The sequence below is a fragment of the Adhaeribacter pallidiroseus genome (assembly GCF_003340495.1).
GTDB lineage: Bacteria > Bacteroidota > Bacteroidia > Cytophagales > Hymenobacteraceae > Adhaeribacter > Adhaeribacter pallidiroseus.
Genome location: NZ_QASA01000001.1, coordinates 5568186 through 5593496 on the forward strand (window position 1 = coordinate 5568186; position 25311 = coordinate 5593496).

Below are 25311 nucleotides of genomic sequence, written 5' to 3' on the forward strand. Positions count from 1 at the left end.
TCCAACAAGTGGCGCTGGGGCCAAGTAATTTTTTTTAAAATTTTACTTCTCTTTGGCTTTATTCGCTGCAAACGGTTAAGAACTAACAGTAGAATAAACGGTTTTAAGCGCTCCTTGGTTTGTGCCGATACTTTTACTGCTGCAAAATCCCAGAATAAATGGGCAGCCAATTTCTTAATTTTTTAAATCGGCGTTAAAATGCTGGTTTTTTTATTGCTGAGCAGTAACACGCCGGAAAGTAAATAAGAGAGATACTGCGGTAGGGAATTAAGGTTTGGCGTTGGTTTGTTATTCCCCGAAGGCCGTCAGAACCGGTAACTCCGGTAAAGCAACCGGCGCGGTTAATTTTGACTCCGGTTGCTTCTGCGGGTTTACTTTCGATAAAATACTTTCGAGCAGCGGCAGCATGGCGTTCAAATTGCGCGATTTAATGACGAAGTTCCAGAGCGGTTCAAACTTTTTCCAGCCGCCCGCATAAGCAAAATGTTTGAGTTGGTGTTTCACGGAGTCATGCGTCAGGCGGCCTTTTAAAATATTGGGCCAGGAGTAAAAGTTTTGGTAGGCCCAATCGTAGCCTTGTTTTAAAGCCTCGGCCGAAATTTTGGTAGTTTGGTAAACCACGTGGCGGGTATCGTATAAATCCCAGTTGTGGGTAAGAATACGATTAGCGGCGCTCATATCCGTAAAAAGCTTAGTGCCCGGGTACGGCGTTAAAATATGAAAAGTAGACGTAGTTATGCCTTCTTGTACGGCCCAATCTACGGTGTTTTTAAAAACATCGGGCTCATCATCGTCGAGGCCAAAAACAAAGCTGCCGTTAATCATAATGCCTAAATCGTGAAGCCGCCGGATAGCGACATGGTAGTCGCGGTTCAAGTTTTGTTTTTTGTTGCTACTCTGTAAGTTTTTAGGATTAAGCGTTTCGAAGCCGATAAATACGCTACGTAAACCGGCTTCGGCCGCTCGCTCGATTAAGTCGCCCCGCAAGATAGCGTCGATGGTAGAGGCACCCTGGAAAACCCGGTTCATGCCGCGCATGCCCGCAAATAATTCACGGGCAAACTTTTGGTTACCCAGCAAATGGTCGTCGAGAAAATACAGATGACGGCCGGGTAAGCGGTCTATTTCGGCTAGTGCGGCATCTACCTGTTGCGTGTAAAAGCCTTTACCACCCTGAAAAAAAGCATCTTTATAGCAAAAATCGCAGTGGTGCGGACAACCGCGCGTAACCACAATAGAATTAGGCACCAGGTAGTAGTTGCGTTTAATTAAATCGCGGCGTACCGGCGGTATATTCACCAGCGACCGAACCGACGAAAAGTAGCGCTTTTGTGGTTTTCTATGGCGTAGATCCTGTAAAAACTGCGGAAAGGTTTCTTCGCCGGGGCCCAGGAAAATACTGTCGGCGTGCGGGGCCGTTTCGTCGGGAAGGGAAGTAACGTGCAAGCCGCCCAAGGCCACGTACGCCCCGCGGCTGCGGTAATGGTCGGCAATTTGGTAAGCCCGGTACGCATTAGTAATATACACTTGTATCACCACTAAGTCGGGCGCATCATCCAGATTTAAAGATTCTACGTGTTCGTCCTGAAGAATAGCTTCATCGTCGGAGGCTAAATAAGCGGCCAGCGTAGCTAAACCCAGCGGCGGAAAAAGCGAGTACTTAATAGGGCGCCAGTAAGGGCTTTTGGCTTCGGTGAGGGCGGGTAAAATAAATTTGACTTGCATAAGTTGGTTGTTAATAGAAAGTTGGGCGTTTTAGTTAGATTGTGCGTAGATGTTAGCTTTAAGATGTATGAGTATGAATTTATTGTATTTAAAAGAACTTTGTAATTCAAAGTAAATAAGCAAAAAAATAAATTTTTAAAAAAGTATTTCTAGAGAAGCAATTCGTTTCCTGGAGTAAGCATTAAAATGAACGACTTTGTTTTCATGACATAAACTTTAAGTAATCAAAAGCAAATTAGGTATCCGAAGATTCTCCAATCTTAATTCTGAAAATTGAGGTAAATTTATTAAGTCAACGGTTTAGTTATGGTGCATTTATGCACAAAAAGTTTTGTTAGCGATTATTGTTTTCTATCTATTATGAATCTTTTGTAAATAGAATGTATCCTTTTGGACGATTAAAACTTTAGGTATTCTCTTATAAAAATCAGATTCATATAGAAAAAGGGTATCAAGAACTGGTGCATTATATATCTCTTCATAATTCCGAATCCCAGAATTAATATTATTTGTTTTTATTAATCTACTTCTAGAATTACCTGTTATACCTGTTTCAAAATACTGAATTATTAGATTTTCTTGTTTTTTATTCTCGTAAATAGCAATATCAGTATAAAATGGATTTAAGTCACTTAATGAAATATCAAATATTAATGCAGAAATAAGCCACCCGATGGTAAACAAGAAACACTTTAAGTACTTCTCAATAATGAAAAACGCAAAAACTATAAGCGTTAAAATAAAGGTTAAAGTCCCCCAAAATAAAGCTCCTTGGTCAAGGGCAACATAAAAAGGATCTCTAGGCTCTTGGATATCGGTATCAATAAATCCAATTGAAAAATAAATACTCATTATAAGTGCAAGCAAAATAGCTCCTATAATTATTCGAGATAAATGACGTAATAAAATATTTTTCATTAATTCAATTGATCCCAACTCAGCGTTACAAAGCGACATTGCCTAGTAAATGCTAAATTTTAAAATTTTTACCCTTCCCGGGCTTTAATTAATTGTTCCAGCGCGTTTAAATGTTCGTTAAAGGCTTTGCGCCCGGCTTGCGTAACCGCGTACGAGGTATTCGGCTTTTTCCCGATGAATTGCTTGCGTACTTGCAGGTAATTTAATTTTTCGAGCGCCGTGATGTGGCTGGCTAAGTTGCCGTCGGTGAGGTGCAGCGTATCTTTTAAGGTCGCAAATTCTACCCAATCGTTTACCAGCAAAACCGACATCACCCCTAACCGAATCCGGCTTTCAAAAGCTTTATTTAATTTATTAAAGGCGATCATCGTTCGTATTTATTGTACAGCAAGATACCGTAAATAATGTGCAGTATCCCAAACCCGATGGCCCAGAAAAGCAACCCGTATCCCATAAACCAGGTGGCTAATAAGCCTAAAACTAATTCGCAAAGGGCCAGTTGCCGTAAATCGGAGTACGTGTATTTACTCACATTGAGCAACGCTAAACCATAAAATAACAGGGTGGCCGGAGCCAGTAAACCTACTAGTCCGTGTTTGAGCATAATTAAACAAAAAATGCCACCGGCCGCCAGCGGAATCAGTAAATTCCAGAAAACCCTTTTGGCCGAGGCATCCCAAACCGGTAAATTTTTACGGCGGGCTTGCCGCGTAGTAAGCAAAACGCCGGCGGTTAGCGAGGCTATTAAAACCACCAGAGCCACCGCCACTAAAAACAACGGCATTTCCGATATTTGCGGCGATGCGTATTGCCTCGGTCGCTCGTACGTTCCGGCTATGTTCAGGTTGTAATCAGATTTCCAGTACACCACAAAAGCACCGACTAAAGCAAATACACCGGCAAACACGCCGGTTAAACCGCTTAAAGAAATAAAGCGCGACGAACGTTCCATCAGCGAACGAATCTCGGATAAGGTTTCTAAAGGATTTTCCGGATTTTTCATTTTGTTCTCATAAAAGTGCTTTGATTTTCAAAGTAACAATTAAATATTCGGATTTTCAATTATTACCTACATTAATTTAAATTTTTAAGGTAATAGTATCCCCTGCTAAGTTTGCGCTACCTGGTAGCTGCTTCAATCAGTCTTTCCGCTTTTACTCACGCCCATAGAATACGAGGGGCACTTTCCTAATCTTACTTATAGCAGTAGCAGTATTGTTTCGCTGCTAGCCGGAAGCGCTAACAGCCGGAAAAATACGAGTTGACCTTTTAACGTTAAAACTATTAGGGTGGGTTTAAACGTAAATACTTGTCAGCGCTTACAAATAAGTAAACTCCTGTTAATGAGGTGCAAACTGGCATAATATTTATTATTGTATATATTTAAAAAATACTAACAGATCTTTTATGCTGCAAAATCTACTATCACTTCTGCTTATTCTCGTATTACTAGCCAGTTATCAAAAAGAAGAGGACGGGGAATGTCTTTTTATTTAATCGCTCACTCGTCCGTAATTATCCGATTATGAATTTATACGACTTTTTCGGCAATAACCACCCGCAACGAGCTGCCATGGTTTGGGCACAAGGCAAATTTTTAACTATCCGGGTTAGCGGCGAATACAGCGTGTGCCTGTACTCCATGGGCGAGTTTTTTGCCGAAATCTGGTACCGCATTGTAGATAATCAAGTAGACTTTGTACGCGGTTTTAAAAGCAATGCGCTTTTAGAGCCCTATCTGGAATTGGTAGATCTTTCAGAGATAATCAATTAAGAGCATGCAGTGGCAATACGGAGTAATAGCAGTAGTTCTGCTTACCTGGGTAATATGGGTAGGTTACCATTGGCTGAAGCAATTATGGTTGCCTAAACCCAATAAACGCCGGAAATACAAAGGAATTTAATCTTTATCTTTTTAGCCTTTAATTTACGTTGTTGCAAAGTACGGTTGGTTGGCAGCTTAATTAATAAAAACCCAGCTAGTTAGTTTAAATTATAGCAAAGCCCCCGGATAAAATCAGATTTCTGGTTTTTATCCGGGGGCTTTTTTAATGTATAAACAGAAAATCGGGTAGCATTCCCAAAAAGTTTGTGTAGCAAATTGCCTGTTTGATCATCTCCCTGCCTTAATTTAATTCGACTAGCAATACTTAATAATGGCATAATCATGCTAGCGGCGTAGCTTAAAGCCCGGATATTTTGCTCAGCGAAAAATTTAAATAATTCTTGCGCAACCGATTAATTGCGTATATATTTGCAACCATGCAGTTGCGCATTAAGAATTGTTAACATGAAAAGAGATGTTTTTCAGGCAATAGCCGACCCAACGCGGCGCGCTATTCTGGTTTTAATTGCGTCGCAGGCCATGACTCCTAACGCGTTAGCCGAACACTTCGACTCTACGCGGCAAGCGGTATCGAAGCACATTACTGTTTTGGCCGAATGCGATTTAGTAAAACAGGAAAAGATAGGGCGAGAAATTTATTATCATTTCAATCCTTTAAAAATGAAGGAAATCGATCAATGGCTAAACCAATTTAAAAAACATTGGGAAGACCGCTTTAATCAATTGGACCAAGTATTACTTAACCTAAATTCTAAACCAAATGAAAAGTAGCGTTTTAATGAATTTTTCCGTAGACAAGGAAAATAACCAAATTAAGGTAGAAAGAGAGTTTGCCGCCCCTTTAACTAAAGTATGGGCCGCCTGGACCGAAAGCCAATTGCTCGACCAATGGTGGGCGCCTAAGCCTTGGCAAGCTAAAACCAAGCATTTGGATTTTAAAGAAGGGGGTTACTGGCTCTACGCCATGGTTGGACCAGAAGGCGAGGAACATTGGGCCCGCGCTGATTATAAAGCAATTACTTCCTTGCAAAACTATGCTGCGCAAGATGCTTTTTGCGACGCAGAGGGCGCTGTTAATCCGGATTTTCCGCGATCTAACTGGTATAACCAGTTCTCCGAATCTGGGGAAATGACCTTGGTAACTATTACGATAACGTACGACAATTTTTCGGATTTAGAAACAGTTATTCAGATGGGCTTTAAAGAAGGATTTACCATGGGCTTGGAAAATCTGGATGATCTACTTGCTTCTGGGCAAGTATAAAAATTAGTAATAAATAAGCTGCCTCTCGCGGACTGTTGGTATACATAAACCAGCAGTCTTTTTTTATGCCTTTCCGGGCCAAAATATGTTTTTATCTCTTCTTATTATTCTTACGTAACATTGGTGCACTTTGTATGTAACACAAAATTCTGAACCACCTTATGACGCACGAAAACAACTTGCAACGCTTTATTACCGCCCAGGAAAAAGACTATCCCATTGCCTTAGCCGAAATAAAGCGAGGTCGAAAACAAAGCCATTGGATGTGGTACATTTTTCCGCAAATACAAGGCTTGGGTTACAGCGAAACTTCGCGGGTTTACGCTATTACGAATATTCCCGAAGCAGAAGCCTATGTAAAGCACCCGGTATTAGGTAAACGCTTGATTGAGATTTGCGAAGCTTTGCTGTTATTAACCAGCAACAATGCTACCGCTATTTTCGGCAACCCAGACGATTTAAAGTTGAAATCTTCGATGACTTTATTTTCGCAGATACCTAATGCGCACCCGGTTTTTCAAAAAGTGCTGGCTAAATTCTTTCACGGAACCAAGGATCTTAAAACCCTGCAAATCATCGAAAGCCAAGCTTAATTTTAAAAATTACTGTTATCCGCTTCAGCAAAATTTACTGTAGTTTCATAAATGAAAGAAATGCTTAAACCCTGCCCATTTTCAGCTTAGCAGCATGGGGCAGATTTCCTTTTAATACTTAAATGATGTAAGCTTTACTGCCAGGCTGCTTGGCGTTTTGCAGGAATAAACCCATGCAAAAGGCTTCTGAAAAAGGAAGGACGCACCAGCATTTTGGGCTTACCAGTTTGCTGTATTACGGGCAAAGTTTTAATGACCAGAAAAGTGCCGATTTCGAATTGGTCCAGGGCTGAAGTATAGGCCTCTATAATACTGGAAAATCCACCAAATACCCGCTGCCCTTTAATGATTAAAAAGCAATGAGGATACGCATTGGCTAGTTTTTGTTGGTTGTTATTAAAAAATATTATTTCTTCGGCTAGTACCATGATTTTGTTAGCTATAATGCAAAACTTAATTGAAGCAGAAGGCCAAATTGTAACCTTCTGGTTTTAATGCATGCCAACTTTAATACCAAGGGTCATTTTTACGAAGTACTTGTTGTTTGTTATTGATTTACAGGTAATTAATTGTTGATTTTACGTAGCCAAATTTAAAAAGTAAAACGGATCCCTATCGTTTTGGTAAGCCTTTTTCATTTTGGTAAGGTAAAATATCTATACCTAGTAGTGGTTTTGCTACAATCATTTTTATTTTTCTATAAAGCTAACAAATCGTATTTAACTATATTTAAGCTAGTGCTCTTTGTAGGCTGCATGATTATCTTCTGAATGTATGAAGTTACTTGGTTTCTTGTTACTCTTGATTGGCGTTTGCTACCCTAGTGTGGCCCAAGATCCCTTCGCCCTTTTTGCCCAAGCCCGCGAGAAAGCCCGCCAGCAAAATTATTTAGCTTATTTAGCCGACATGAAAAAGGCGAATGAATTGCTGCCGAACTACCCCGATTTTATGTACGAATTAGCCAAAGCGTACACCCGCAATAATCAGGTAACCGAGGCTTTAGAGCTTTTAAAACAAGTTAATTATTACCGTTTCCCCTTTGATTTTCAAAAAGAAGAAACATTTAAAATTTTAGCCACTAATCCGGCATTTACTCCCTTGGTACAGCAGGCAGAATTATTTTTAAAACCCATACGCAACAGTACGCTGTATTTTACTTTGCCCGAGGCCGCTTTTATACCGGAAGGAATGACCTACAATGCCGGTAACCAAGCATTTTACGTGGGGAGCTACGCGCAAAACAGAATAATTCAGGTGAAAAAAGATGTTCCGGTAGCAGAATTTATTGCCCGGGGACAGGATGATTTAGGCGGCGTTTTAGGGTTAAAAGCAAATGCTAAAAAGCAGGAACTATGGGTTTGTCACAATACCGATGCTGGTCCGGAAGCGGGCAAAGGCGGCGTGTATAAATACAGCCTAGCTACCAGAAAAATTTTAAAAAAATACTTATTGCCGGCTCCTGCTCCCGGCCAAGTAAACACTTTTAACGACATCGTTCTGGCGCAGGATGGTACCGCCTTTGTTACCAATAGTACTACCGGCTCGGTTTACCAGATTACCCCTTTGCAAGATTCCTTGGTGCGAATACCTGAAATTAGTCGTACTATTTACCCCAATGGCCTGACGTTATCCCGAGACGAGCGTTATTTGTATGTGGCCAGTTTTGGCGGCATCCTGGTTTACGACCGGGCAGTTAGAATTCTGACGAAACTGGAAACAAATAACCAACGGCGCACCGGCGGCATCGATGGTTTATACTTCTACACTCAAAACAAACAAGATTACTTAATTGGCATCCAGAATGCTTTTACCGTACACGGCGAAAGCGCCGAGCGCATTATTAAAATAGCTCTTGACTCTACTGCAAAAACCATGACTGATTTCCAAATTCTGGAATCGTTAAACCCGCAGTTTAACACGCCTACCACGGGGGCCATTGTGGGCGACGATTTCTATTATATTGCTAACAGCCAGGTACAAAAAGTACAACCCGGCGGCAAAATAGAAGGTCCGGTTGTACCTAGTAAAATTTTCAAGCTCTCTTTAAAGTAAACTTCTTTATCAGTTATTTGACTAATTAATTAGCAGAATAGATAAAGTATTGAACCTGGCTAAAACTGCTTGTTAAACAGCCTTCAAAATTAAAAAAAATTAAAAAGTATAGCGGCAATGTTGTTCAGGAGAAACCTATTTCGCTCCGCAGCAAAATTGTTTCATCAAGCAGTATCATCAGGAAAGTATGCTGGTTAATAATGCCTGGTACATGGTAAATGAAAAATGCCTGGCGGTTAATTTTAAATTTTTTTGAATAAAGAAGATGCAAGCGTAGCGGATGCAAGCAAAAATCTACAACCGGCGTTTAAAGCAAACCATTTACAAGGCGGGCAAATTTTTGGATGCCTTGGGTAATTTGTTCTTCGGTGAAAGAAGAATAACCGAGCAATAAGCCTGGTTTCTTAAAATGGGTAACGGTATAATCCGATAAAGGCGGGGCAATAATTTCTTCTTGCCGCAGTAGCTCCGAAACGGCTTTATCCGATAAATGCTCCGGTAGCCAAACCAGACTTTGCATCCCCGAATCGTTCATGTTGGAGTAGGTGAGGTTGGGGGCGTAAAGGTGTAAACTGCTTAATAAAGCATCCTGCCGTTTTTTGTAAAGCAGGCGCATGCGGCGTAAGTGCCGGGTAAAATGGCCTTCCTGAATAAAATCCGTTAGAATAAGTTGTTCCAGTAAGGGATGCTGCCGGTCGAGCATGGCTTTGTGCAACCGGAAGTGGTTTGCCAGGACCAAAGTAGGTAAAACCAGGTAAGCAATGCGCAAAGCCGGAAATAAAACTTTGCTAAATGTTCCCAAATAAATAACCCGGCCTCCTTTATCCAATCCTTGCAGCGAAGCCAACGGTTTACCTGTGTACCGGAATTCGCTATCGTAATCATCTTCAATCAGCCACATGTGGTTTTTATTCGCCCAATCGAGCAACTCTAATCTTTTGCAAACCGGCATGGTACCGCCTAATGGATACTGGTGCGAAGGCGTTAAATAAGCCATGCGGGCCTGGGGATAATGTTTGATGGCGTAATTTAAATCCAGGCCCTCGGGAGCGCTTACCGGAACAGGACAGCATTTGCCGCCGGCATTAATCAAGGCGGCGCGGGCGCCATGGTAACCCGGATCTTCCAACCAGAATTCCTCGCCGCGCGGCAGCAATATTTGCCCGATTAAGTTTAATCCTTGCTGCGAGCCATTTACAATAATAATCTGTTCCGCGGTACAGTTTACCGCCCGATGCACCCGTAAATAATTGGCAATGGCTTTCCGGAGCGGTAAATACCCGGCGGCATCGTCGTAGCCTAAATGCGCTAAATTAAAATAACGCAACACTTTACCCGCAATCTTAGCCCAAACAGCAAAAGGAAAATCATTGAAAGAAGGCGTAGCCGTTTGGAACGGTTTAATAACTTCTTTGGTGCTGTTGCGCCGGAGCAAATCGGGTGGTAAAGGCAATGGGTTTATATCGGCTTCGGTATTTATTAATAATTCGGTGTGTATCGGCGGCTCTTTCTTACGGGATTTAATGCGTAAAAGGGCATCCGGTAAGGTATTGGCCACAAAGGTGCCCGAACCGGTACGCCCCACTAAATAACCCTCCAGGGCTAATTGCTCAAAAGCCAGCAAAACAATATTGCGCGAAATGCCTAACTCTTCGCAGAATACCCGACTGGCGGGCATTCTCTCGCCGGCTTTTAACCGGCCTCCCAAAATAGCGCCCCGGATGCTTTCGTAGAGTTGCTGGTGCATGGGCTGCTCGCCATGCCGGCTTACTTTTATCCCGGCTAAGGAAATTTGGTGGGCATTCTTGCTCATAATTGGCTCTATTGTTTTTGCGGTATTTGGTACTTATTAGTGAGCCAATTTAGTAATAGTTTTAGTGAAAAATAACAACAATTATTAAATCAGAACAAACCATGAAAAAGCTCTGGATTACCGCTTTGATCATTATTCAAACAGGTTGGGTTTTGGCCCAGACCTATCCTACTATTTACGTACGCCACGAAAATGCTAAATTTTACAAACAACCCGCTTACCGCGCCGAAGTGATGGGCTTACTACAACTAACCGATCAGGTACAAATGGTGCGGAAATTTAATGACCGTTGGGTAATTGTAAAAGTAAACGGCCAACCGGGTTACGTAGAACGCTGGAATGTAACTAAAAAACTAAGCCGGCAAAAAAGAAAATCTACTTCAAACGTACCCTTGATCGTAGTGGAAAAACAAAATTAGAAATTAAACCAGGATTCTTCGGGAGAAAGCAGGTTAGTTAAAAAGCCTAATTTTCTGAACCCGGAGAATCAGGAGAAAAGCTAGGTACCGGGGTGAAAAGGCGATTTTCAAGATTTAGCGCCCGGTTTCAGCCTTCAAGAAATTCATGCTTTGAATCTCTGGTAAAAATTGGCCTTGTTTTTTTCTGCTATAACGGTACTCGCTTGCCCCAAATTTAAAACATACATTTAACTAAAATCTGAACGCTCCTGGAAACTAAATTTTTTAAAAAAAACCGAGCTTATACCGAGCGGCCGGGTGGCGCAGTTCGTTCCCGGCGATACCTCATCGGCATTAGCTTTTTTTTATAATAAACTATGTTACGAATCGGACCCGTCGGATGTGTACCACGACAGGCAGGAAGGCATTGCGGATTTTGTGGTAGTGGATGCCCGCTCCCGTGCCCGCTTTACCCTGGAACACGTACCGGGTGCCCGGAACATCCCGCACAAAGAAATCAATCAGGAAACTACCGCCTTACTGCCCCGAGACAAAATAATAGTGGTGTACTGCGATGGCATTGGCTGTAATGCCAGTACCAAAGGAGCCGCTAAATTGGTTGGCTTAGGCTTTAGAGCCAAAGAAATGATTGGCGGCCTGGATTGGTGGAAACGCGATGGCTACCCCGTAGCAAATGGTTCGGAATCTGCAAATCCTGTAGCCTGTGGTTGCGCGTAAAATCTACGCTTATATTTTAGAAGATAAAGCCGGGAAATTGCTTAAAAATTAAAAAAGCAGGCACCAGGTTGAGTTATCAAAAGTAATTATCAGATTACATAGCACAGAATAGCTTCGGATAATTTATTGTTGACTAAAAAGATAGGTTTATCTTTATCTCAAGAATAAGTACCAAAAGACTCAAACCAGCTACGGCGGGTATCTGGTAAAATGCGTATAATTAACCCATTGCAGCGATTAAATTTAAAAAAATTGCCTGAACGAAACAGCTTCACTTAGTATACTATGAAATGTATGGCGGTAACTATAAAGGAAGCAACGCTCGCCGACGCCGACCAGATTGCGCAGCTTGGCCGAGTTACCTTTGCCGAAACTTTTGGTAAATTATTTCCGGCGGTCATTCTGGAAAAGTATTTAAACCACACTTTTAGCCCCACTAAAATTCGGGATAGTTTACAGAAACCCGCTAATTATTTTTTATTGGCCGACACCTCTACGGGCCCGGTAGGTTACTTAAAAATGAAACGCTTTCATGCTTACCACGAGAGCGAAAGCCCTGATCAGCAGGCACAATTGCAAAAAATATACGTGTTACAACAATTTGTCGGGACCGGGGCGGGTAGCGCCTTACTACAAAAGTGCCACGAAACAGCCCAAGCCGAAGGCTTTAAAGAACTCTGGTTAGCGGTCTGGCATTTAAACGAACGGGCCCTGCAATTCTACCGGAGCCATCACTACCAATTTGTGCAGGATAGTGTTTTGCAAATAGATTCATTAAGCTTTAAGATGAATATTATGGCCCTACATCTAGCCGGTTAAGCTAGTGCATCTGCTTTTGCTAAAGTAATATTACCGGTATTTACGGCCAGGAGTGCCTACCCTAAAATATAGCGCCTTTACCTTTTTCTTAACTCAAAACCCACTAATAACCGTTTCTCCTGGCTAATATTAAGTATTATAACGAAACGTACTCCTTAACCGAGCTGTATCCTGGCGAAAATTTAAAAATTAAAGTAACCCTGGCCTGATAAGGCGAAAGAACCAAATAAATGAAGTAAGATTTTTTGCCTGATTTTGTAACCCAAGCTCCGGTAAGCCCGTTAAAGAAGATATAACCAACTTAAAAGAAGATTGGTAAATTCCAGACTGTAAAATTGCCGGTAATCGAGCTTCTGGTAGATTTTGGTTAAACAAATCTGCTAGTAAAATCTGGTTCACCCATCGCAAGCTTCTGTTGGAAAACTAATCAGAATGGTAAGTTTGTTGTAATTTAAAGAAAGCCTCCCGTAAGTTATTGCGGGAGGCTTTCCGTTTTTACGGCCTTTTCTTTTCAACGAGAACCGCTACTAGTTGTTATTGCAGACCCATTGGCTGACCTTAGCGAATGAATTTTAAATTTACACCGAGCAGATAATATATTTTTCTCTTTATTTCATTTTCAATAGTTATGTAATACGCAAGTAATTTACCTTAAGGAACCTGTGTGTTATAGAATATCTAGTAATGGCTATTAAGTTTATTTACTAAATTAAAGCAGAATTAACCGAAAAAAGCTCATGCCAACAAGGCGAAACATTTTAAGTGGACTATCTTTCTTTGATTATAAGGCAGATAACCGGAACTTACTCCGTTTATCCTGCTAATTTGGGAGTATATATGGAATAACTCCGTTTAGCTGCGAGTTGGTGGTAATGCAAATACTAAAAAATGAGAAACCTATTTCTGTTCTGTATCTTATTGATTCTACTATCAGGCTGCTTATATAGCCCATATGCGGATGAATATTTCACAGAAGAACCAAGATTAGAGGATGTAGTTGGAGTTTATAAATTTGATAAACAAACTGTAAACTATAATCTGGACAATGATAAAATCAAAAGCCGCAGGCCCATGATTATCATCAAAGCAGATAAAACCTACGAGATAAAAGAAATACCTTATTTTAGAGTTTCTGCCAATGATGAATATAACTACATTAACGGCATTTCAAAAAAAGGGAAATGGATGCTAGAAACAATAGGAAGTGTTGATTACGGCTCAAGCGGCATTAAAAAACATTGGGGAATAACATTAGATTCAATACCTGAAGAAATCAGATATGCGGGGCTATTAGGTGAAAACAAAGCCAACGGGGTCATCTTTAAATATGGGGACCCTGATGAAGGTTCTGTAATGATATTTAGAAAAGAAAAGAATTAAAAAAGCACTTCCACCAACAAGGTGCATAAGCCATGCTTCGGCCAACGGCCTTGCACGCCTCATGCACTAGACGTTGTGCGTAATGTAAGGCGGTTTTTAGAACACATATGATTCATAGAATGAAATTTATTTGCCTTTTCATGTTTATTATACTAGGAGTTTCATGTAACCCATCGACAAACAACAAGACAGAGACTCACATACACACAGAATCAACTAATTCGAGTTTAGCTCCTGATGTTAGTGTAGCATTGAAGTTTATGAATGATTATGCAGACTATTGTACTCCTAAGTCTCCTCCTTCAAACGATACTACTTGGATAAAACGCAATCAATTGTTAACAAATAATTTTAAGAATAGATATGAAAGCCTTTTAGATTCAGCGGATAAAGCTGACCCAGAAATTGGTTTAGATTTCGACCCAATTTTTGATGCCCAAGATTATCCAGATGAAGGTTTTATATTTTCGAGTCAGGATTCAAGCGGATTCGTAACCTTAAAAGGTAAAGATTGGCCTGAATTCACTGTTGTCGTTAAAGTTGTATTAGAGAATAATAAATCGCTAGTCGATGGAGCTGGTATAATTAATATTCCAGTAAATAAGAGGGCATTGAGATAAAAAAGCACGTCGTACAACAAGGCATAAAAAGCATAGCACTCTTTGGGATGCTACGTTTTTTATACTAACTGTTAGGCGTAATACAACTAAAAGTATATTCTAAATTATATATTTACATGTCAAGGTAAAATATAAATGAAAAAAATGAAAATCAATAAACTAAGATTAAAGTATGGAATTCAATATTGAAAATTTAAAAAGGAGGTCTTAACAAGTTGTAGAGGAAACACGTTCTGGTAAGAATACCGCAAAAAGAATTGGAGAAATATTCTTTGATATTGCATGTGAAATTGAAAATACCTATAAAAAAATTAATAGAAGAAATTTTATTTTAAGCTTTATCTCAGTAGCAATTTCTATAACATCTCTAATTTTATCTATTTTTAAATCCGATGATATTACTGTGAATGGTGCAGATTTATTAGGCGTAATGGTTGGTGTGCTTTCTTTTTAGTCACGCTGTTGATTGGATTTCAAATTTATAAAACAATTGAAGTTGAAGATACGATTGATAAGAAAATGAATTCTATAGAAAGCCGAATGTACGAATCACTTAAAAATTATATAGAAGTGAAAATTGAAGAAAAAATAACTAAAGTTGCGCCTAACAACGTACTGAACTTTAGCGCATTAAAACGCGCCATAGTCCAGTACGTTGTTAGGCGCAACTTTAGCACGAAATTCTAAACAGAACCTATAAAAAAGTAATGGCAAAAAGTAACTTGATAGAAATGAACAATGTCGGCATTGTCGTAGAATCTTTGGATAATGCAATCTCCTTTTTCACCGAAATCGGTCTGACACTTGAAGGACGCTCGATGGTTGAAGGAGAATGGGCAGGACGTGTTACCGGACTTGGAGATCAGTCGGTAGAGGTTGCTATGATGGTTACTCCCGACGGCCACAGCAGACTTGAACTTTCCCGATTTCTCACTCCTGCTACTATAGCCGACCACCGAAAAGCTCCCGTAAACGCACTTGGTTATCTCCGTATCATGTTTCGGGTAGATAATCTGGATGAGTTGTTATCCAGACTCGTTAATCAAGGTGCTGAACTCGTTGGGGAAGTGGTTAACTATGAGAACATTTACCGCCTTTGCTATATCCGGGGAACAGAAGGACTTCTCATCGGATTAGCAGAACAACTTAGTAATCAAACAACAAAAGATATTTTAGAAAAATCTTGAGCAATTTATTGACGAACAATTGTAAAAACAATAAAAGCAGCGCATAACCATGCATAGCCATGTAAGTACCCTTAAAAATCGGACAGTTTGAATACCATTCCGTAAATGCCCACCCCATGTAACAGCCGCTACCGCCGTTTATAGTATTATTTTAACTTTACACCTTCTGCAATAATTCCAGCATTTTGCGGTCGAGCTTTTGGCCGTACCAATCTTCGTAAGCCACGTCGGCCCGGCCAGAATTTAAGACCCCAAAGTCACCGCTAAATTCCCATACGGCAAAGCCGATATCGTTCTCCGACAAAATGCCTAATACGTCGCCGAACCAAGCTAAAAATACCTCGTGCGGGGTTTTGTTCCAGGAACCGCATTCGCCGCAATGTACGCCTACGCCGCTTTTCACCAGCTCAATCCAGGGTTTATAGAATTCTTCCAGCAAAGCGCGACTCAAATATTTATCGCCTACCTGGCCCGGCCACTTGGGTTCGGGTAAGTTTTCGGGATCTTTATTGGCCCAGGGCGCTTTATAATGCGAAATAATGCCCGGATTGTAGCCCCGGCAACTTTGGGCAATGTTTAAATCGGTTATCTCGGGGATAACGGTGGAGCCGGTATTGTTGCCATCGGCGATTACCAAATGTTTCTTGTTTTCGGCGCGAATAGCTTCCGAAGCAGCTTTGGCTACTTTGCGGTAAACTTCGCCGGGTACCGCGCTGCGTTTAGAGTGCTGGTCGTTCATGTCGTCGCGCATGCTGGGCTCGTTGAGCAAATCAAAACTTATTTTTTTAGGCGACACATTTTTGTACCGCTTCGCCCACATTTGCCAGTGAAAGCAAAAAGCTTTTAACGCTTCTTCGTCGGTCCAGAGATTATAGGGTTCGTTAAAGCCGGCATTTACGCAGTAGCCGGGTGCCCGGTGCAGATTTAAACTAACGTGCATGTTGTATTTATGCGCCAACTGCACCAGATGGTCAATCTGATCTACTTGTTTTTCGTCGATGTTATAAACTTCTTCGGGCGTAATATTGCGGCTGCGATCAAAATTTAAGTAATACGGGTAAGCCATGGGTAACCGCACAAAATCAAAGCCCCAACCTGCCATCCATTTAAAATATTCTTCGGGTGTAGCTTTGCGGGTATTCGTGGGGTCCGGCGAAAAAAAGTCGAGCAGGTTAAAGCCTTTCCACTTAGGTAACTTGTTTTTCTTTTGGCGGGCAGTAGCTTCTAAACCGGCTAAAGCGCTGGTTCCGGCCAGGCCAAGACCTGCCGTGAGTAGACCCGTTTTTTTAATAAAATCACGCCGGCTGGTATTGGATGTGTGTTGCATGTTTGGTTATTTTACTGAGAAAGTTTATTCAAAGTATTTCATCCGGAATTTACAGCTTTGTAACCAAACCCGGTACATTCGAGCGGGCTATTTTTTTAAAAAGCTATTTCCCGGAATGATACATTTGCTGTTAGAGGCAGCAGCTAGTAAGAGCTTTCATTTAGAGCACCGCTGGGCAAGATAAGTGCCTGGTTATAATAAGTTAAAACCTTCTGTCCTTCCGGAGAAAATATTCTGCTGCGTAGCTAAACAGTTTCTTCCGGAAGGACAAAGTGTGTTAAGAAATTTAAAAATTTTAAATTTTATCTTAGCTGTAAAGAAAGCCTTAATGTGCCGCCAGCCAGTTCTCGCCGACGCCCATACCTACTTCCATCGGTACGCTCAACGGTAAGGCTGTTTTCATGAGTTCGGCAATTTTTGGTTGAATAATGCCCAGTTCCTCCTTGGGGGCATCAAACACCAATTCGTCGTGTACCTGCAGAATCATGCGGGTTTGCAGCTTTTCGGTTTCAATCCAGTTATGGATGTTGATCATGGCAATTTTAATAATATCGGCCGCCGTTCCTTGGATGGGGGCATTAATGGCATTGCGTTCGGCGTAGCCGCGAATGTTGGCGTTACGGGAGTTAATGTCGCGGAGGTAACGACGCCGGCCCAGAATGGTTTCGGCGTATTCTTTTTCGCGGGCGCTGTTGATGGCACTGTCCATGTATTGCTTTACCGCCGGAAACTCCTGCCAGTAGGCATCAATAATCTCCACGGCTTCGCGGCGCGGAATGCGCAGGCGCTCGGCTAAGCCAAAAGCCGAAATGCCGTAGATAATGCCAAAATTGATGGTTTTGGCCTTGCGGCGCATATCCGAATCTACTTCGTCTAAACCCACGTGGTACACTTTAGCCGCGGTAGATGCGTGAATATCCAAGCCTTTCTGAAAAGCTTCTTTCATGGTAGCATCCCCGCTGAAATCGGCCATAATGCGGAGTTCAATCTGCGAATAATCGGCGGATAAAAGTAAATGGCTGCCATCGCGGGGCACAAACGCTTTCCGGATTTCCCGGCCTTTTTCCGTCCGGATCGGAATATTTTGTAAGTTGGGATTGGTAGAACTCAAACGGCCCGTAGCGGCTACGGCCTGGTTAAACGACGTATGCACGCGACCGTCGCGGGCACAAATTAACTGCGGCAAGGCATCGATGTACGTCGATTTTAACTTGGTTAATTGCCGGTGGTCCAGAATAAGCTGGGCAATTTCGTGCTGACCCGCCAGTTTCGATAATACTTCTTCGCCGGTAGCGTGCTGGCCGGTTTTAGTTTTTTTAGTTTTATCGCCGGTTAGGTTCAATTTATCGAATAAGATTTCGCCGAGCTGTTTGGGCGAGCCAATGTTAAACGTAGTGCCGGCCATCTGGTAAATTTGCTTTTCGATGTCGGAAATATAACCGGCCAGTTCTTTCGACGATTCGGCCATAGCGTTGCCGTCGATGGAAATGCCTTCGTACTCAATGGCGGCTAAAACGGGAATCAATGGATTTTCTACTTCGTCGAACAGTTTGCGGACTTTGTTTTTTTCTAAGAGCGGCGCAAAGTAATTTTTTAATTGCAGGGTTACATCGGCGTCTTCGCAGGCATATTCGTAAATTTCTTCCGGGCTCAGCTCGCTCATGTTCAACTGCTTTTTGCCTTTTTTGCCGATGAGCTCCGTAATGGAAATGGGGGTATAATGCAAATACGTTTCGGCGAGTAAATCCATGTTGTGGCGCATGTCGGGCTCCAGCAAGTAATGCGCAACCATGGTATCGAACAAGGGGCCGCGTACCGTTACGCCCTGGCTTTTCATCACCAGAATGTCGTACTTAATATTTTGGCCTATTTTTTAATTTTTTCATTTTCCAGCACGCCCCGGAACTGGTCCAGTATGGCGTTGTACTCCGTTTCGTTATCCAAGGGTACGGGCACGTAATACGCTTCGCCGGGAATATAGCAGAACGACATGCCCACTAATTTAGCGGTAATAGCATCAATGCTGTTGGTTTCGGTATCGAACGAAAATTCTTTTTGCTTTTCTAAATACGAAACCAGGCTGGCCCGCAACTCGGGGGTGTTAATTAAATGGTAATCATGGTGGGTACTGGTAATAGTTCTCCGGACGGCGGGAACGCTGGTTTCTTCGGTCGTGGCCGTGCCGTTTTCCGTAAACAACTCGTCCATTTCCTCGAAGAGCGACGATTGCTGGTCTGATTTTTTGCCTTTTACCAAGGTAGCTTTAGCCGCGGGCGTTTTGGCAGCCGGTGTTGATAAAGGCGTACCTAAAATGCGAGTCGCTAATTGCCGAAATTCCAGTTCATCAAACAAAGCACGCAGTTTTTCTACATCTGGTCCGGTATATTCCAACGCCGCTTCATCAAATTCAATCGGCACATTTAAATGAATCGTGGCTAGCTCCTTCGAAAGCAAACCTTGCTCGGCGAACTGAATAATGTTTTCGCGCTGCTTGCCTTTGAGTTCGTCGGCGTGGGCAATTAAATTCTCCACGGAGCCGTATTTTTGAATGAGCGATTTGGCGGTTTTCTCGCCAATACCCGGTATACCGGGAATATTATCCACGGCATCGCCTTGCAAACCCAAAATATCAATTACTTGCTTTACGTTGCTGATTTCCCAGCGCTCACACACTTTTTGCACGTCCAGAATATCGACGCCATTGCCTAAAAATGCCGGTTTATATAAGTACACATGGTCGGTTACCAACTGGCAGAAATCTTTATCCGGGCTCATCATGTACACATCAAAATCGGCTTTTTCGGCTTTGCAGGAAAGCGTACCTATCAGGTCGTCGGCTTCAAAGCCGGGCATCATTAACAGCGGGATATTAAAGGCATCGATTATTTTTTTTACGTACGGAATGGCTACACCAATATCCTCGGGCATGGCTTGCCGGTTGGCCTTGTACTCCACAAAGTTTTCGTGCCGGAAGGTTTTGGCCGGACCATCCATGGCTACCCCAATGTGGGTGGGTTTTTCTTTGGATAAAACTTCGAATAAAGTATTGGTAAAACCCAGGGCGGCCCCGGTATTCATGCCTTTGGAATTAATGCGCGGATTTTTACTAAACGCGAAATGCGCCCGGAAAATGAGGGCCATGGCATCCAGGAGAAATAATTTTTTGCTTCGTTCGCTCATGCTATAAAGGTATCGTGTATCTGTAAGGTATGCAAATTCCGTATATGACGGAAGTAGGTTCCGAATAGACATACACGAAAATGCTTAAGTCCGGGTTTACTTTAAAGTAAAATTGCAGGCTATGGGAAAGTCATCATTTTACAAGCAATATTTTTTATTTCTAAATGAATTCGTTCGAACATTTAATAGGCAAAATAATTACAAAGATTCAAAGGATTGACTTCCAATCCGACTATGAATTTTATAGTCTCTATGCAATTATACTTTCCCTTGAAAGCCAAATTGACAAACTTGTTTTGGCAGCAACTAATGACGGGAACGCGATAGGTATAAAATTAACAACTGAATTTTCAATAGAAACTGATTTTGGACTTGATTTTAGTGAGTATGTACTTAATGGGCTCAAGGCAGCAGATGAGTTGAATCAATTTGTTAACCAAAAAATTAAAAATATCAGGATAGCTGAATTCTTAGAGCCTGTCATAGAAGGAAACGGATTTCTGATAAAGCAAGGAATGATTGCTGGAGTAGAAGTAAAAACTGAAAAACATAAACTTCTATTTAAAAATATTTATGGAGGCTGGCTTGACATCGATAATGATTTAGCTCAATTACCAAATCCTGAAAGGTGGAGATGGAAATAAAAAGCCTTTCCCCAATAAGGTGCATAAGTCACGCTTCGGCCGACGCCCTAGCGTGTCTCATGAACGAGACCGTTAGGCGTACTCGTAAGAGGCATACCGAACCTATTACCACTATTTCGTATATTTAAATTATGGAAAAATTAAGAGTAGAAATATTAAATCCGAAAGCATTAAAAATTTTAAAAAATTTAGCGGATTTAAATCTTATTACTATCGATACTAAGGCGAGTAACAGCTTTACGGAAGTTCTTGAAAAATTAAGAAGTAAAGCTAACCATGCTCCCAGCTTAGAAGATATAACAAAAGAAGTAGAGTTAGTCCGTCGCAAGCGTTATGGCCAATAAGCCAAATAAAACTATTATAGACACTAATCTTTGGATCAGCTTTCTGATTACTAAAAGTTTAAATACCATTGACAGGCTAATTACTCAAAGAAAGTTCAATTATTATTCAGTCAAGAATTGTTAAACGAATTTATACACGTTACGCAACGCCCAAAGTTTAAAAAATTTTTTAAACAAAAAGATGTTCAGGTGTTAATGGATGTTCTTGATACCCATGCGGAACTAATTACGATAACTTCTAACATAGAAAAATGCCGCGATAGTAAAGACAATGTTCTGCTTTCTCTGGCAGTGGATGGTAAAGCGGATTATTTATTAACGGGCGATAAAGATTTACTGGAATTAGATAATATTGGATCAACTAAAATACAAACGATTGCTGATTTCCTGAACAGAAGCAAATAATGACGGTCTTTCCCTAAGCCGGCTCGCAAAACACAATATGCTGAAAAAATTACTCCTGACTTATTTCCTCGGCTTCTCGGCCTTATTGCAAGCAAATGCACAAGCAACCGATTCTGTTTCGCAGGTGGTGTACTTGTTAGGAAATACCGCTACTTCTACTATTCCTACTTCGCATTTACAGGCTTTTCAGAAAGCATTAGATGCCGAGAAGAATCCATTTACCGTAGTGCATCTGGGCGATATAGCAACCAACCGCGGTATTGGCAAAAGATTAAACGCCGGGGCTAACCGCAAAATTAACCAGTTGCTGCAACTCACCAAAACCCGTGGCAAACTGTACCTGGTACCCGGCGATAAAGACTGGGATAACTCCGGCAAAGAAGGCCTGGACGATGTACGCCGGCTGGAACAATACATTAAAAAACAACAAACCAATGCGCAAGTATTATTACCCGGCAATGGCTGCCCGGGGCCAGAAATCCGGGATATTGGGAAAAATTTACGCTTAATTGCCATTAATACCCAGTGGTGGATGCATCCGCACCGCAAACCCGCCGAACCCGACACCGACTGCGGTATTTTATCGGACGTGGAGTTTCTGGAAACTTTAGAAAACGCGATTGAAGAAGCCAATGGCCGCCAGGTGATTATTGTGGGGCATCATCCGGTGCTATCTAATGGCTTTTACGGCGGACATGTGCCGGTAAGAACGCATCTGTTCCCGTTTAGCAATACCCGCTTAAAGCCGCTTACCTGGTTGCCGCTCCCGGGTTTAGGTAGTTTATACGCCTCTTACCGGCAAAATACCGGCACGCCGCGCGATATGGCTAACCCGGGCTATCAAAATTTTATCGCCAACATGAACCGGGTATTTCAGGAGCACGATCAGCTTATCTATGCTGCTGCCCACGATTTCTCGTTACAACTAAACGCTCGGGAAAATAACTACCATCTGATTTCGGGCAGTTTCTCTCAGAAGCGGCATGTAGCCCAGAATATAGAAAGTTTGTTTAATAAAGCCGAAACGGGCTACGCCAAAGTAATGATTTACGCGGATGGAAAAATAACTACTACTTTTTACCAGTTTACCAAACCAAGTACCGCCACCGCCGTGGCCAAACAAACATTATTTCAATCGGCCTGCGACCCGAATCCAGCTAAAACCATTCCGGTAAACAAACAAGTAGGTCCTTGTATTCAACTGGAAGCTCCGGCCCCGATTACCACCGAAGAAGTAACCACCAACGGCAATAAAGCCACGGTAATTGCCGGTCCGCAGTATGCGGCCACGGCTTTAAAATTAAAATTTTTTGGCCAGTTATACCGCAAAAGTTGGACGCAGCCCGTGCAGGTACCTTTGTTATATCTAAGTCGAACCAGGGAAAAACTGCGACCGCTTAAATTTAGCGGAGGGCGGCAAACTACGGCGCTGCAATTAACGGCCGCCGACGGTCGGCGATTTGTATTCCGGTCTGTAGATAAAGACCCGATTGGCGCTATTCCGTCGGAGTTGCGCAATACCGTAGTTACCGATGTTTTACGCCAGATAACCCCCACGGAGCAGCCCTATGGTGCTTTAATTGTGAGCAGTTTATTGGATTCTACGGATATTTTACACGCGCAGCCCAAATTATATGTACTAGCCGACGACCGGGTTTTAGGGCCTTACCGCAAAAATTATCAGGATTTGTTCGGGATGTTGGAAGAACAGCCCGGCGATGCCAAAGGCGAAACACCAGGCTTTGCAGGAGCTACTAATTTAAGAAACAGCTTTAAATTGTACCGCGAATTGTACCGCGACCATGCCAACCGCGTAGATGCCCAGGCTTTTGGCAAGGCCCGGGCGTTTGATATTTTTATCGGTGACTGGGGCCGCGAACCGGATAACTGGCGTTGGGCGGGTTACAAAATTGATTCGCAGTGGGTGTACCGCCCCATTCCGCGCGACCGGGACCATGCTTTTTCGCGCTGGGACGGCGTGATACCCTGGCTCGCCGACCGGAAATGGGCCATACCTAATATTCAGAACTTTGATACCGAAATAAGCGGCTTGCGCAGTCTTACCTGGCCTGCCCGCCACCTGGACCGGTTTTTACTGACCTCACTTACCCGCCAAGATTGGCTTGATATAGCTAAAAATTTACAAAATACCTTCACCGATGCCGTGATTGCTAAAGCGATTGCGGAAATGCCGCCGGAAATTGCGAAAGGGCAGGGGCAGGAAATAGGCGCTACATTAAAAGCCCGTCGATCGCGGTTGCCAGAAGTGCTGCAAGAATATTACGAAACATTAGCCCAATACGTAGATGTAGTAGGCTCCAACAAAAACGAATATTTTAAAATTGACCGTTTGCCCAATGCCCAGGTGCGGGTACAGGTATTCCAGAAAGACGATAAAACTAACTTGCCGCAGGGTAAGCCTTACTTTGATCGTGTGTTTTTTAAAAAAGAGACCAATGAGGTTCGGTTGTACGGTTTAGGGGGCCAGGATGTGTTTGATGTAAGCGGTGAGACTCAAGCTAGCCTCCGGATCAGAATAATTGGGGGCGATGGCCAGGATAGTATCCGTGATGTATCGGCAGTAAAAAGGTACGGCAAGAGCACCGTGGTGTACGATAGTAAAGCGACCAAGCTGGACCTAGGCAAAGAAGCCCGCAACTTAACTTCCGATGCTCCTGATATTAATTCTTTTAGCCCTTATTCGTTTACATACAACACCTATAGCCCAAACGGCAGTATCATCTACAACCAAAGCGACGGCATTGGCCTGGCTTTAGGAGTAACGTATAAACGGCAGCATTTCCGGAAAAAAGATTTTGCCAGTATTTACGCGTTTAACGCCCGAGCTACCCAGTTTGGAAATTTACAGCTTACCACCAACACCTTGTGGCGCCATGTAATAGGCCCATGGGATGTGGGTGCCTACTTGGACTTAGGTGGTTACTTCCGGACGTACGATTTTTTTGGTTTAGGTAACAACACCCGCAAAAACGAAGAACTTTACGACGATAAATTTTACAAAGCCCGCTACGGCGGCGTGATGTCGGCGGTGTTCGTACAGCGCCAGTTTTTTCAAAAAAGTTATTTTAGAATCGGTCCTTTGTTCGAAACGCTTACTACTAATTTCCGGGATAATTCTTTCCTGGACCAACCCAACAACGAACTGCCACTGGTAAATACGCAGAAACAACAATTAATTGGCTTTAACACCGACTTTGTGCTGGATTTACGCGATAAGCTTATTTTTACGCAACGGGGTATTCGCTTGTTTGTGCGGCACAATACCTATAAACCCATCAAAAATAATGGCAAAGCGTATGGCCTCACCGAAGGGTTTATTGATTATTACGCTACGGGCCGGGTTTACTTACCGGTAACTTTAGCTTTGCGATTAGGCGGTGGCCGAAACTACGGCGACAATCTGCCTTATTATAAATATACCACCCTGGGTTTGCGCCCTAACTTACGGGGCTACGTGATAAACCGCTTTGCCGGCGATGCCAGTCTTTACATTAACAGTGAAGTGCGTTTTCATTTGGGCGAAGTAGAGAGTGCCTTTTTGCCCTTCCGGTACGGGGGCATTGCTTTTTTTGACCGGGGCCGCGTGTGGTACCAGGGCAAAAGCGAAGGTAATTGGCACGATGGGTACGGTGGCGGTTTTTACATTGCGCCGGTTGCCGAACGCTTTGCTTTTTCCTTGCTGCTGCAACACTCGCGCGAGGAATTGCTGTTGTTTTCCTTCGGGGCCGGTTTTCGGTTCGATCAGTAGAGCTGCGCTTTCGCCAGAAACGTTACTGCCTGATTAGCTATAAAATCCTGAAGATTTTTTAAAAATAACTATGGCGCGGATTTACTGCTGTGATTTACCTAGAAACAAGTCACAGCAGTAAATCCGCGCCATAATAGGTTTAAGTTCCCGAACTAGCCAATAATTAATTTATTCTGATGAAGAACGAAACGAGTAAACTAGTTAAAATTTAGCGCTCAAGACTGCAGCAGTTTATACAGAGCCCTTCAACTATTATAACCAAAGATTAATTTTCTTATTCATTTCAGCT

The 25311-nt window shown here is 42.4% G+C and carries 23 protein-coding genes and 1 pseudogene; 16 read left to right on the plus strand and 8 right to left on the minus strand.

What is annotated here, in order from left to right:
- Positions 1-288: 288 nt before the first annotated feature.
- From AHMF7616_RS22200 to AHMF7616_RS22215, 4 genes are all read right to left on the minus strand, one after another.
- The gene (locus AHMF7616_RS22200; RefSeq protein ID WP_115374876.1) at positions 289-1725 is read right to left on the minus strand and encodes a B12-binding domain-containing radical SAM protein; all 1437 of its coding nucleotides are present in this window, start codon (positions 1723-1725) and stop codon (positions 289-291) included.
- A 351-nt stretch (positions 1726-2076) separates the two neighbouring features.
- Entirely contained in the window at positions 2077-2643 is a 567-nt protein-coding gene (locus AHMF7616_RS22205; RefSeq protein ID WP_147275756.1) for a hypothetical protein, read from the minus strand.
- A gap of 68 nt (positions 2644-2711) precedes the next feature.
- Positions 2712-3011 (minus strand): winged helix-turn-helix domain-containing protein, encoded by a 300-nt coding sequence (locus AHMF7616_RS22210; RefSeq protein ID WP_115374878.1) that lies wholly within the window; start codon positions 3009-3011, stop codon positions 2712-2714.
- On the minus strand, positions 3008-3646 hold the full coding sequence (locus AHMF7616_RS22215; protein WP_115374879.1) for a hypothetical protein: 639 nt from the start codon (positions 3644-3646) through the stop codon (positions 3008-3010). The genes AHMF7616_RS22210 and AHMF7616_RS22215 overlap by 4 nt, the downstream gene beginning before the upstream one ends.
- A 522-nt stretch (positions 3647-4168) precedes the next feature.
- On the opposite strand from AHMF7616_RS22215, the gene AHMF7616_RS22220 reads away from it, so the two are divergent.
- From AHMF7616_RS22220 to AHMF7616_RS22240, 5 genes are all read left to right on the plus strand, one after another.
- On the plus strand, positions 4169-4417 hold the full coding sequence (locus tag AHMF7616_RS22220; RefSeq protein WP_115374880.1) for a hypothetical protein: 249 nt from the start codon (positions 4169-4171) through the stop codon (positions 4415-4417).
- Positions 4418-4421: 4 nt separating this feature from the next.
- The gene (locus AHMF7616_RS27580) at positions 4422-4547 is read left to right on the plus strand and encodes a hypothetical protein (protein WP_262511732.1); all 126 of its coding nucleotides are present in this window, start codon (positions 4422-4424) and stop codon (positions 4545-4547) included.
- 386 nt (positions 4548-4933) lie between these two features.
- Positions 4934-5260: an ArsR/SmtB family transcription factor gene (locus AHMF7616_RS22230; protein WP_115374882.1), complete on the plus strand. Its 327-nt coding sequence runs from the start codon at positions 4934-4936 to the stop codon at positions 5258-5260.
- The gene (locus tag AHMF7616_RS22235; RefSeq protein ID WP_115374883.1) at positions 5250-5753 is read left to right on the plus strand and encodes an SRPBCC family protein; all 504 of its coding nucleotides are present in this window, start codon (positions 5250-5252) and stop codon (positions 5751-5753) included. The genes AHMF7616_RS22230 and AHMF7616_RS22235 overlap by 11 nt, the downstream gene beginning before the upstream one ends.
- 161 nt (positions 5754-5914) lie before the next feature.
- Positions 5915-6346: a DUF1810 domain-containing protein gene (locus tag AHMF7616_RS22240; RefSeq protein ID WP_115374884.1), complete on the plus strand. Its 432-nt coding sequence runs from the start codon at positions 5915-5917 to the stop codon at positions 6344-6346.
- 134 nt (positions 6347-6480) lie between these two features.
- Here AHMF7616_RS22240 and AHMF7616_RS22245 read toward each other — a convergent pair whose 3' ends face one another.
- The gene (locus AHMF7616_RS22245) at positions 6481-6774 is read right to left on the minus strand and encodes a hypothetical protein (protein ID WP_115374885.1); all 294 of its coding nucleotides are present in this window, start codon (positions 6772-6774) and stop codon (positions 6481-6483) included.
- A 346-nt stretch (positions 6775-7120) separates the two neighbouring features.
- On the opposite strand from AHMF7616_RS22245, the gene AHMF7616_RS22250 reads away from it, so the two are divergent.
- Complete coding sequence (locus AHMF7616_RS22250; RefSeq protein WP_147275757.1) at positions 7121-8398, plus strand: hypothetical protein; 1278 nt, start codon at positions 7121-7123, stop codon at positions 8396-8398.
- Between the two features lie 307 nt (positions 8399-8705).
- Here the strand turns inward: AHMF7616_RS22250 and pdxR are convergent, their stop codons facing one another.
- The gene (pdxR, locus tag AHMF7616_RS22255) at positions 8706-10211 is read right to left on the minus strand and encodes a MocR-like pyridoxine biosynthesis transcription factor PdxR (RefSeq protein ID WP_115374887.1); all 1506 of its coding nucleotides are present in this window, start codon (positions 10209-10211) and stop codon (positions 8706-8708) included.
- Positions 10212-10312: 101 nt separating this feature from the next.
- On the opposite strand from pdxR, the gene AHMF7616_RS22260 reads away from it, so the two are divergent.
- The 6 genes from AHMF7616_RS22260 (at position 10313) to AHMF7616_RS22290 (ending at position 15353) form a co-directional block, all read left to right on the plus strand.
- Entirely contained in the window at positions 10313-10630 is a 318-nt protein-coding gene (locus AHMF7616_RS22260) for a hypothetical protein (RefSeq protein ID WP_115374888.1), read from the plus strand.
- A gap of 297 nt (positions 10631-10927) precedes the next feature.
- Positions 10928-11347, plus strand: coding sequence for a rhodanese-like domain-containing protein (locus tag AHMF7616_RS22265; RefSeq protein ID WP_115374889.1), 420 nt, complete (start codon positions 10928-10930; stop codon positions 11345-11347).
- Between the two features lie 294 nt (positions 11348-11641).
- The gene (locus AHMF7616_RS22270) at positions 11642-12166 is read left to right on the plus strand and encodes a GNAT family N-acetyltransferase (RefSeq protein ID WP_158546232.1); all 525 of its coding nucleotides are present in this window, start codon (positions 11642-11644) and stop codon (positions 12164-12166) included.
- Between the two features lie 888 nt (positions 12167-13054).
- Positions 13055-13546 carry a hypothetical protein gene (locus AHMF7616_RS22275; RefSeq protein ID WP_115374891.1) on the plus strand — a complete coding sequence of 164 codons (492 nt, stop codon included), beginning with the start codon at positions 13055-13057 and terminating at the stop codon, positions 13544-13546.
- Positions 13547-13806: 260 nt separating this feature from the next.
- The gene (locus tag AHMF7616_RS22280; protein WP_147275758.1) at positions 13807-14166 is read left to right on the plus strand and encodes a hypothetical protein; all 360 of its coding nucleotides are present in this window, start codon (positions 13807-13809) and stop codon (positions 14164-14166) included.
- 707 nt (positions 14167-14873) lie between these two features.
- On the plus strand, positions 14874-15353 hold the full coding sequence (locus tag AHMF7616_RS22290; protein WP_115374894.1) for a VOC family protein: 480 nt from the start codon (positions 14874-14876) through the stop codon (positions 15351-15353).
- A gap of 157 nt (positions 15354-15510) precedes the next feature.
- Here AHMF7616_RS22290 and AHMF7616_RS22295 read toward each other — a convergent pair whose 3' ends face one another.
- Together AHMF7616_RS22295 and polA are read right to left on the minus strand one after the other, a co-directional pair.
- Complete coding sequence (locus AHMF7616_RS22295) at positions 15511-16680, minus strand: cellulase family glycosylhydrolase (RefSeq protein WP_115374895.1); 1170 nt, start codon at positions 16678-16680, stop codon at positions 15511-15513.
- A gap of 325 nt (positions 16681-17005) precedes the next feature.
- Positions 17006-19860, minus strand: a pseudogene (gene polA, locus AHMF7616_RS22300) (DNA polymerase I).
- 164 nt (positions 19861-20024) lie between these two features.
- Between polA and AHMF7616_RS22305 the strand changes: the two are divergent.
- The 4 genes from AHMF7616_RS22305 to AHMF7616_RS22320 all read left to right on the plus strand — a co-directional run bounded on the left by AHMF7616_RS22305 (position 20025) and on the right by AHMF7616_RS22320 (position 25022).
- Positions 20025-20504, plus strand: a complete 480-nt coding sequence (locus tag AHMF7616_RS22305; RefSeq protein WP_115374896.1) for a hypothetical protein — start codon at positions 20025-20027, stop codon at positions 20502-20504.
- A 131-nt stretch (positions 20505-20635) separates the two neighbouring features.
- Positions 20636-20848: a hypothetical protein gene (locus AHMF7616_RS22310; protein WP_115374897.1), complete on the plus strand. Its 213-nt coding sequence runs from the start codon at positions 20636-20638 to the stop codon at positions 20846-20848.
- 117 nt (positions 20849-20965) lie between these two features.
- On the plus strand, positions 20966-21253 hold the full coding sequence (locus tag AHMF7616_RS22315; protein WP_233507704.1) for a putative toxin-antitoxin system toxin component, PIN family: 288 nt from the start codon (positions 20966-20968) through the stop codon (positions 21251-21253).
- Positions 21254-21290: 37 nt separating this feature from the next.
- The gene (locus AHMF7616_RS22320) at positions 21291-25022 is read left to right on the plus strand and encodes a metallophosphoesterase (RefSeq protein ID WP_115374898.1); all 3732 of its coding nucleotides are present in this window, start codon (positions 21291-21293) and stop codon (positions 25020-25022) included.
- Positions 25023-25311: the final 289 nt, after the last annotated feature.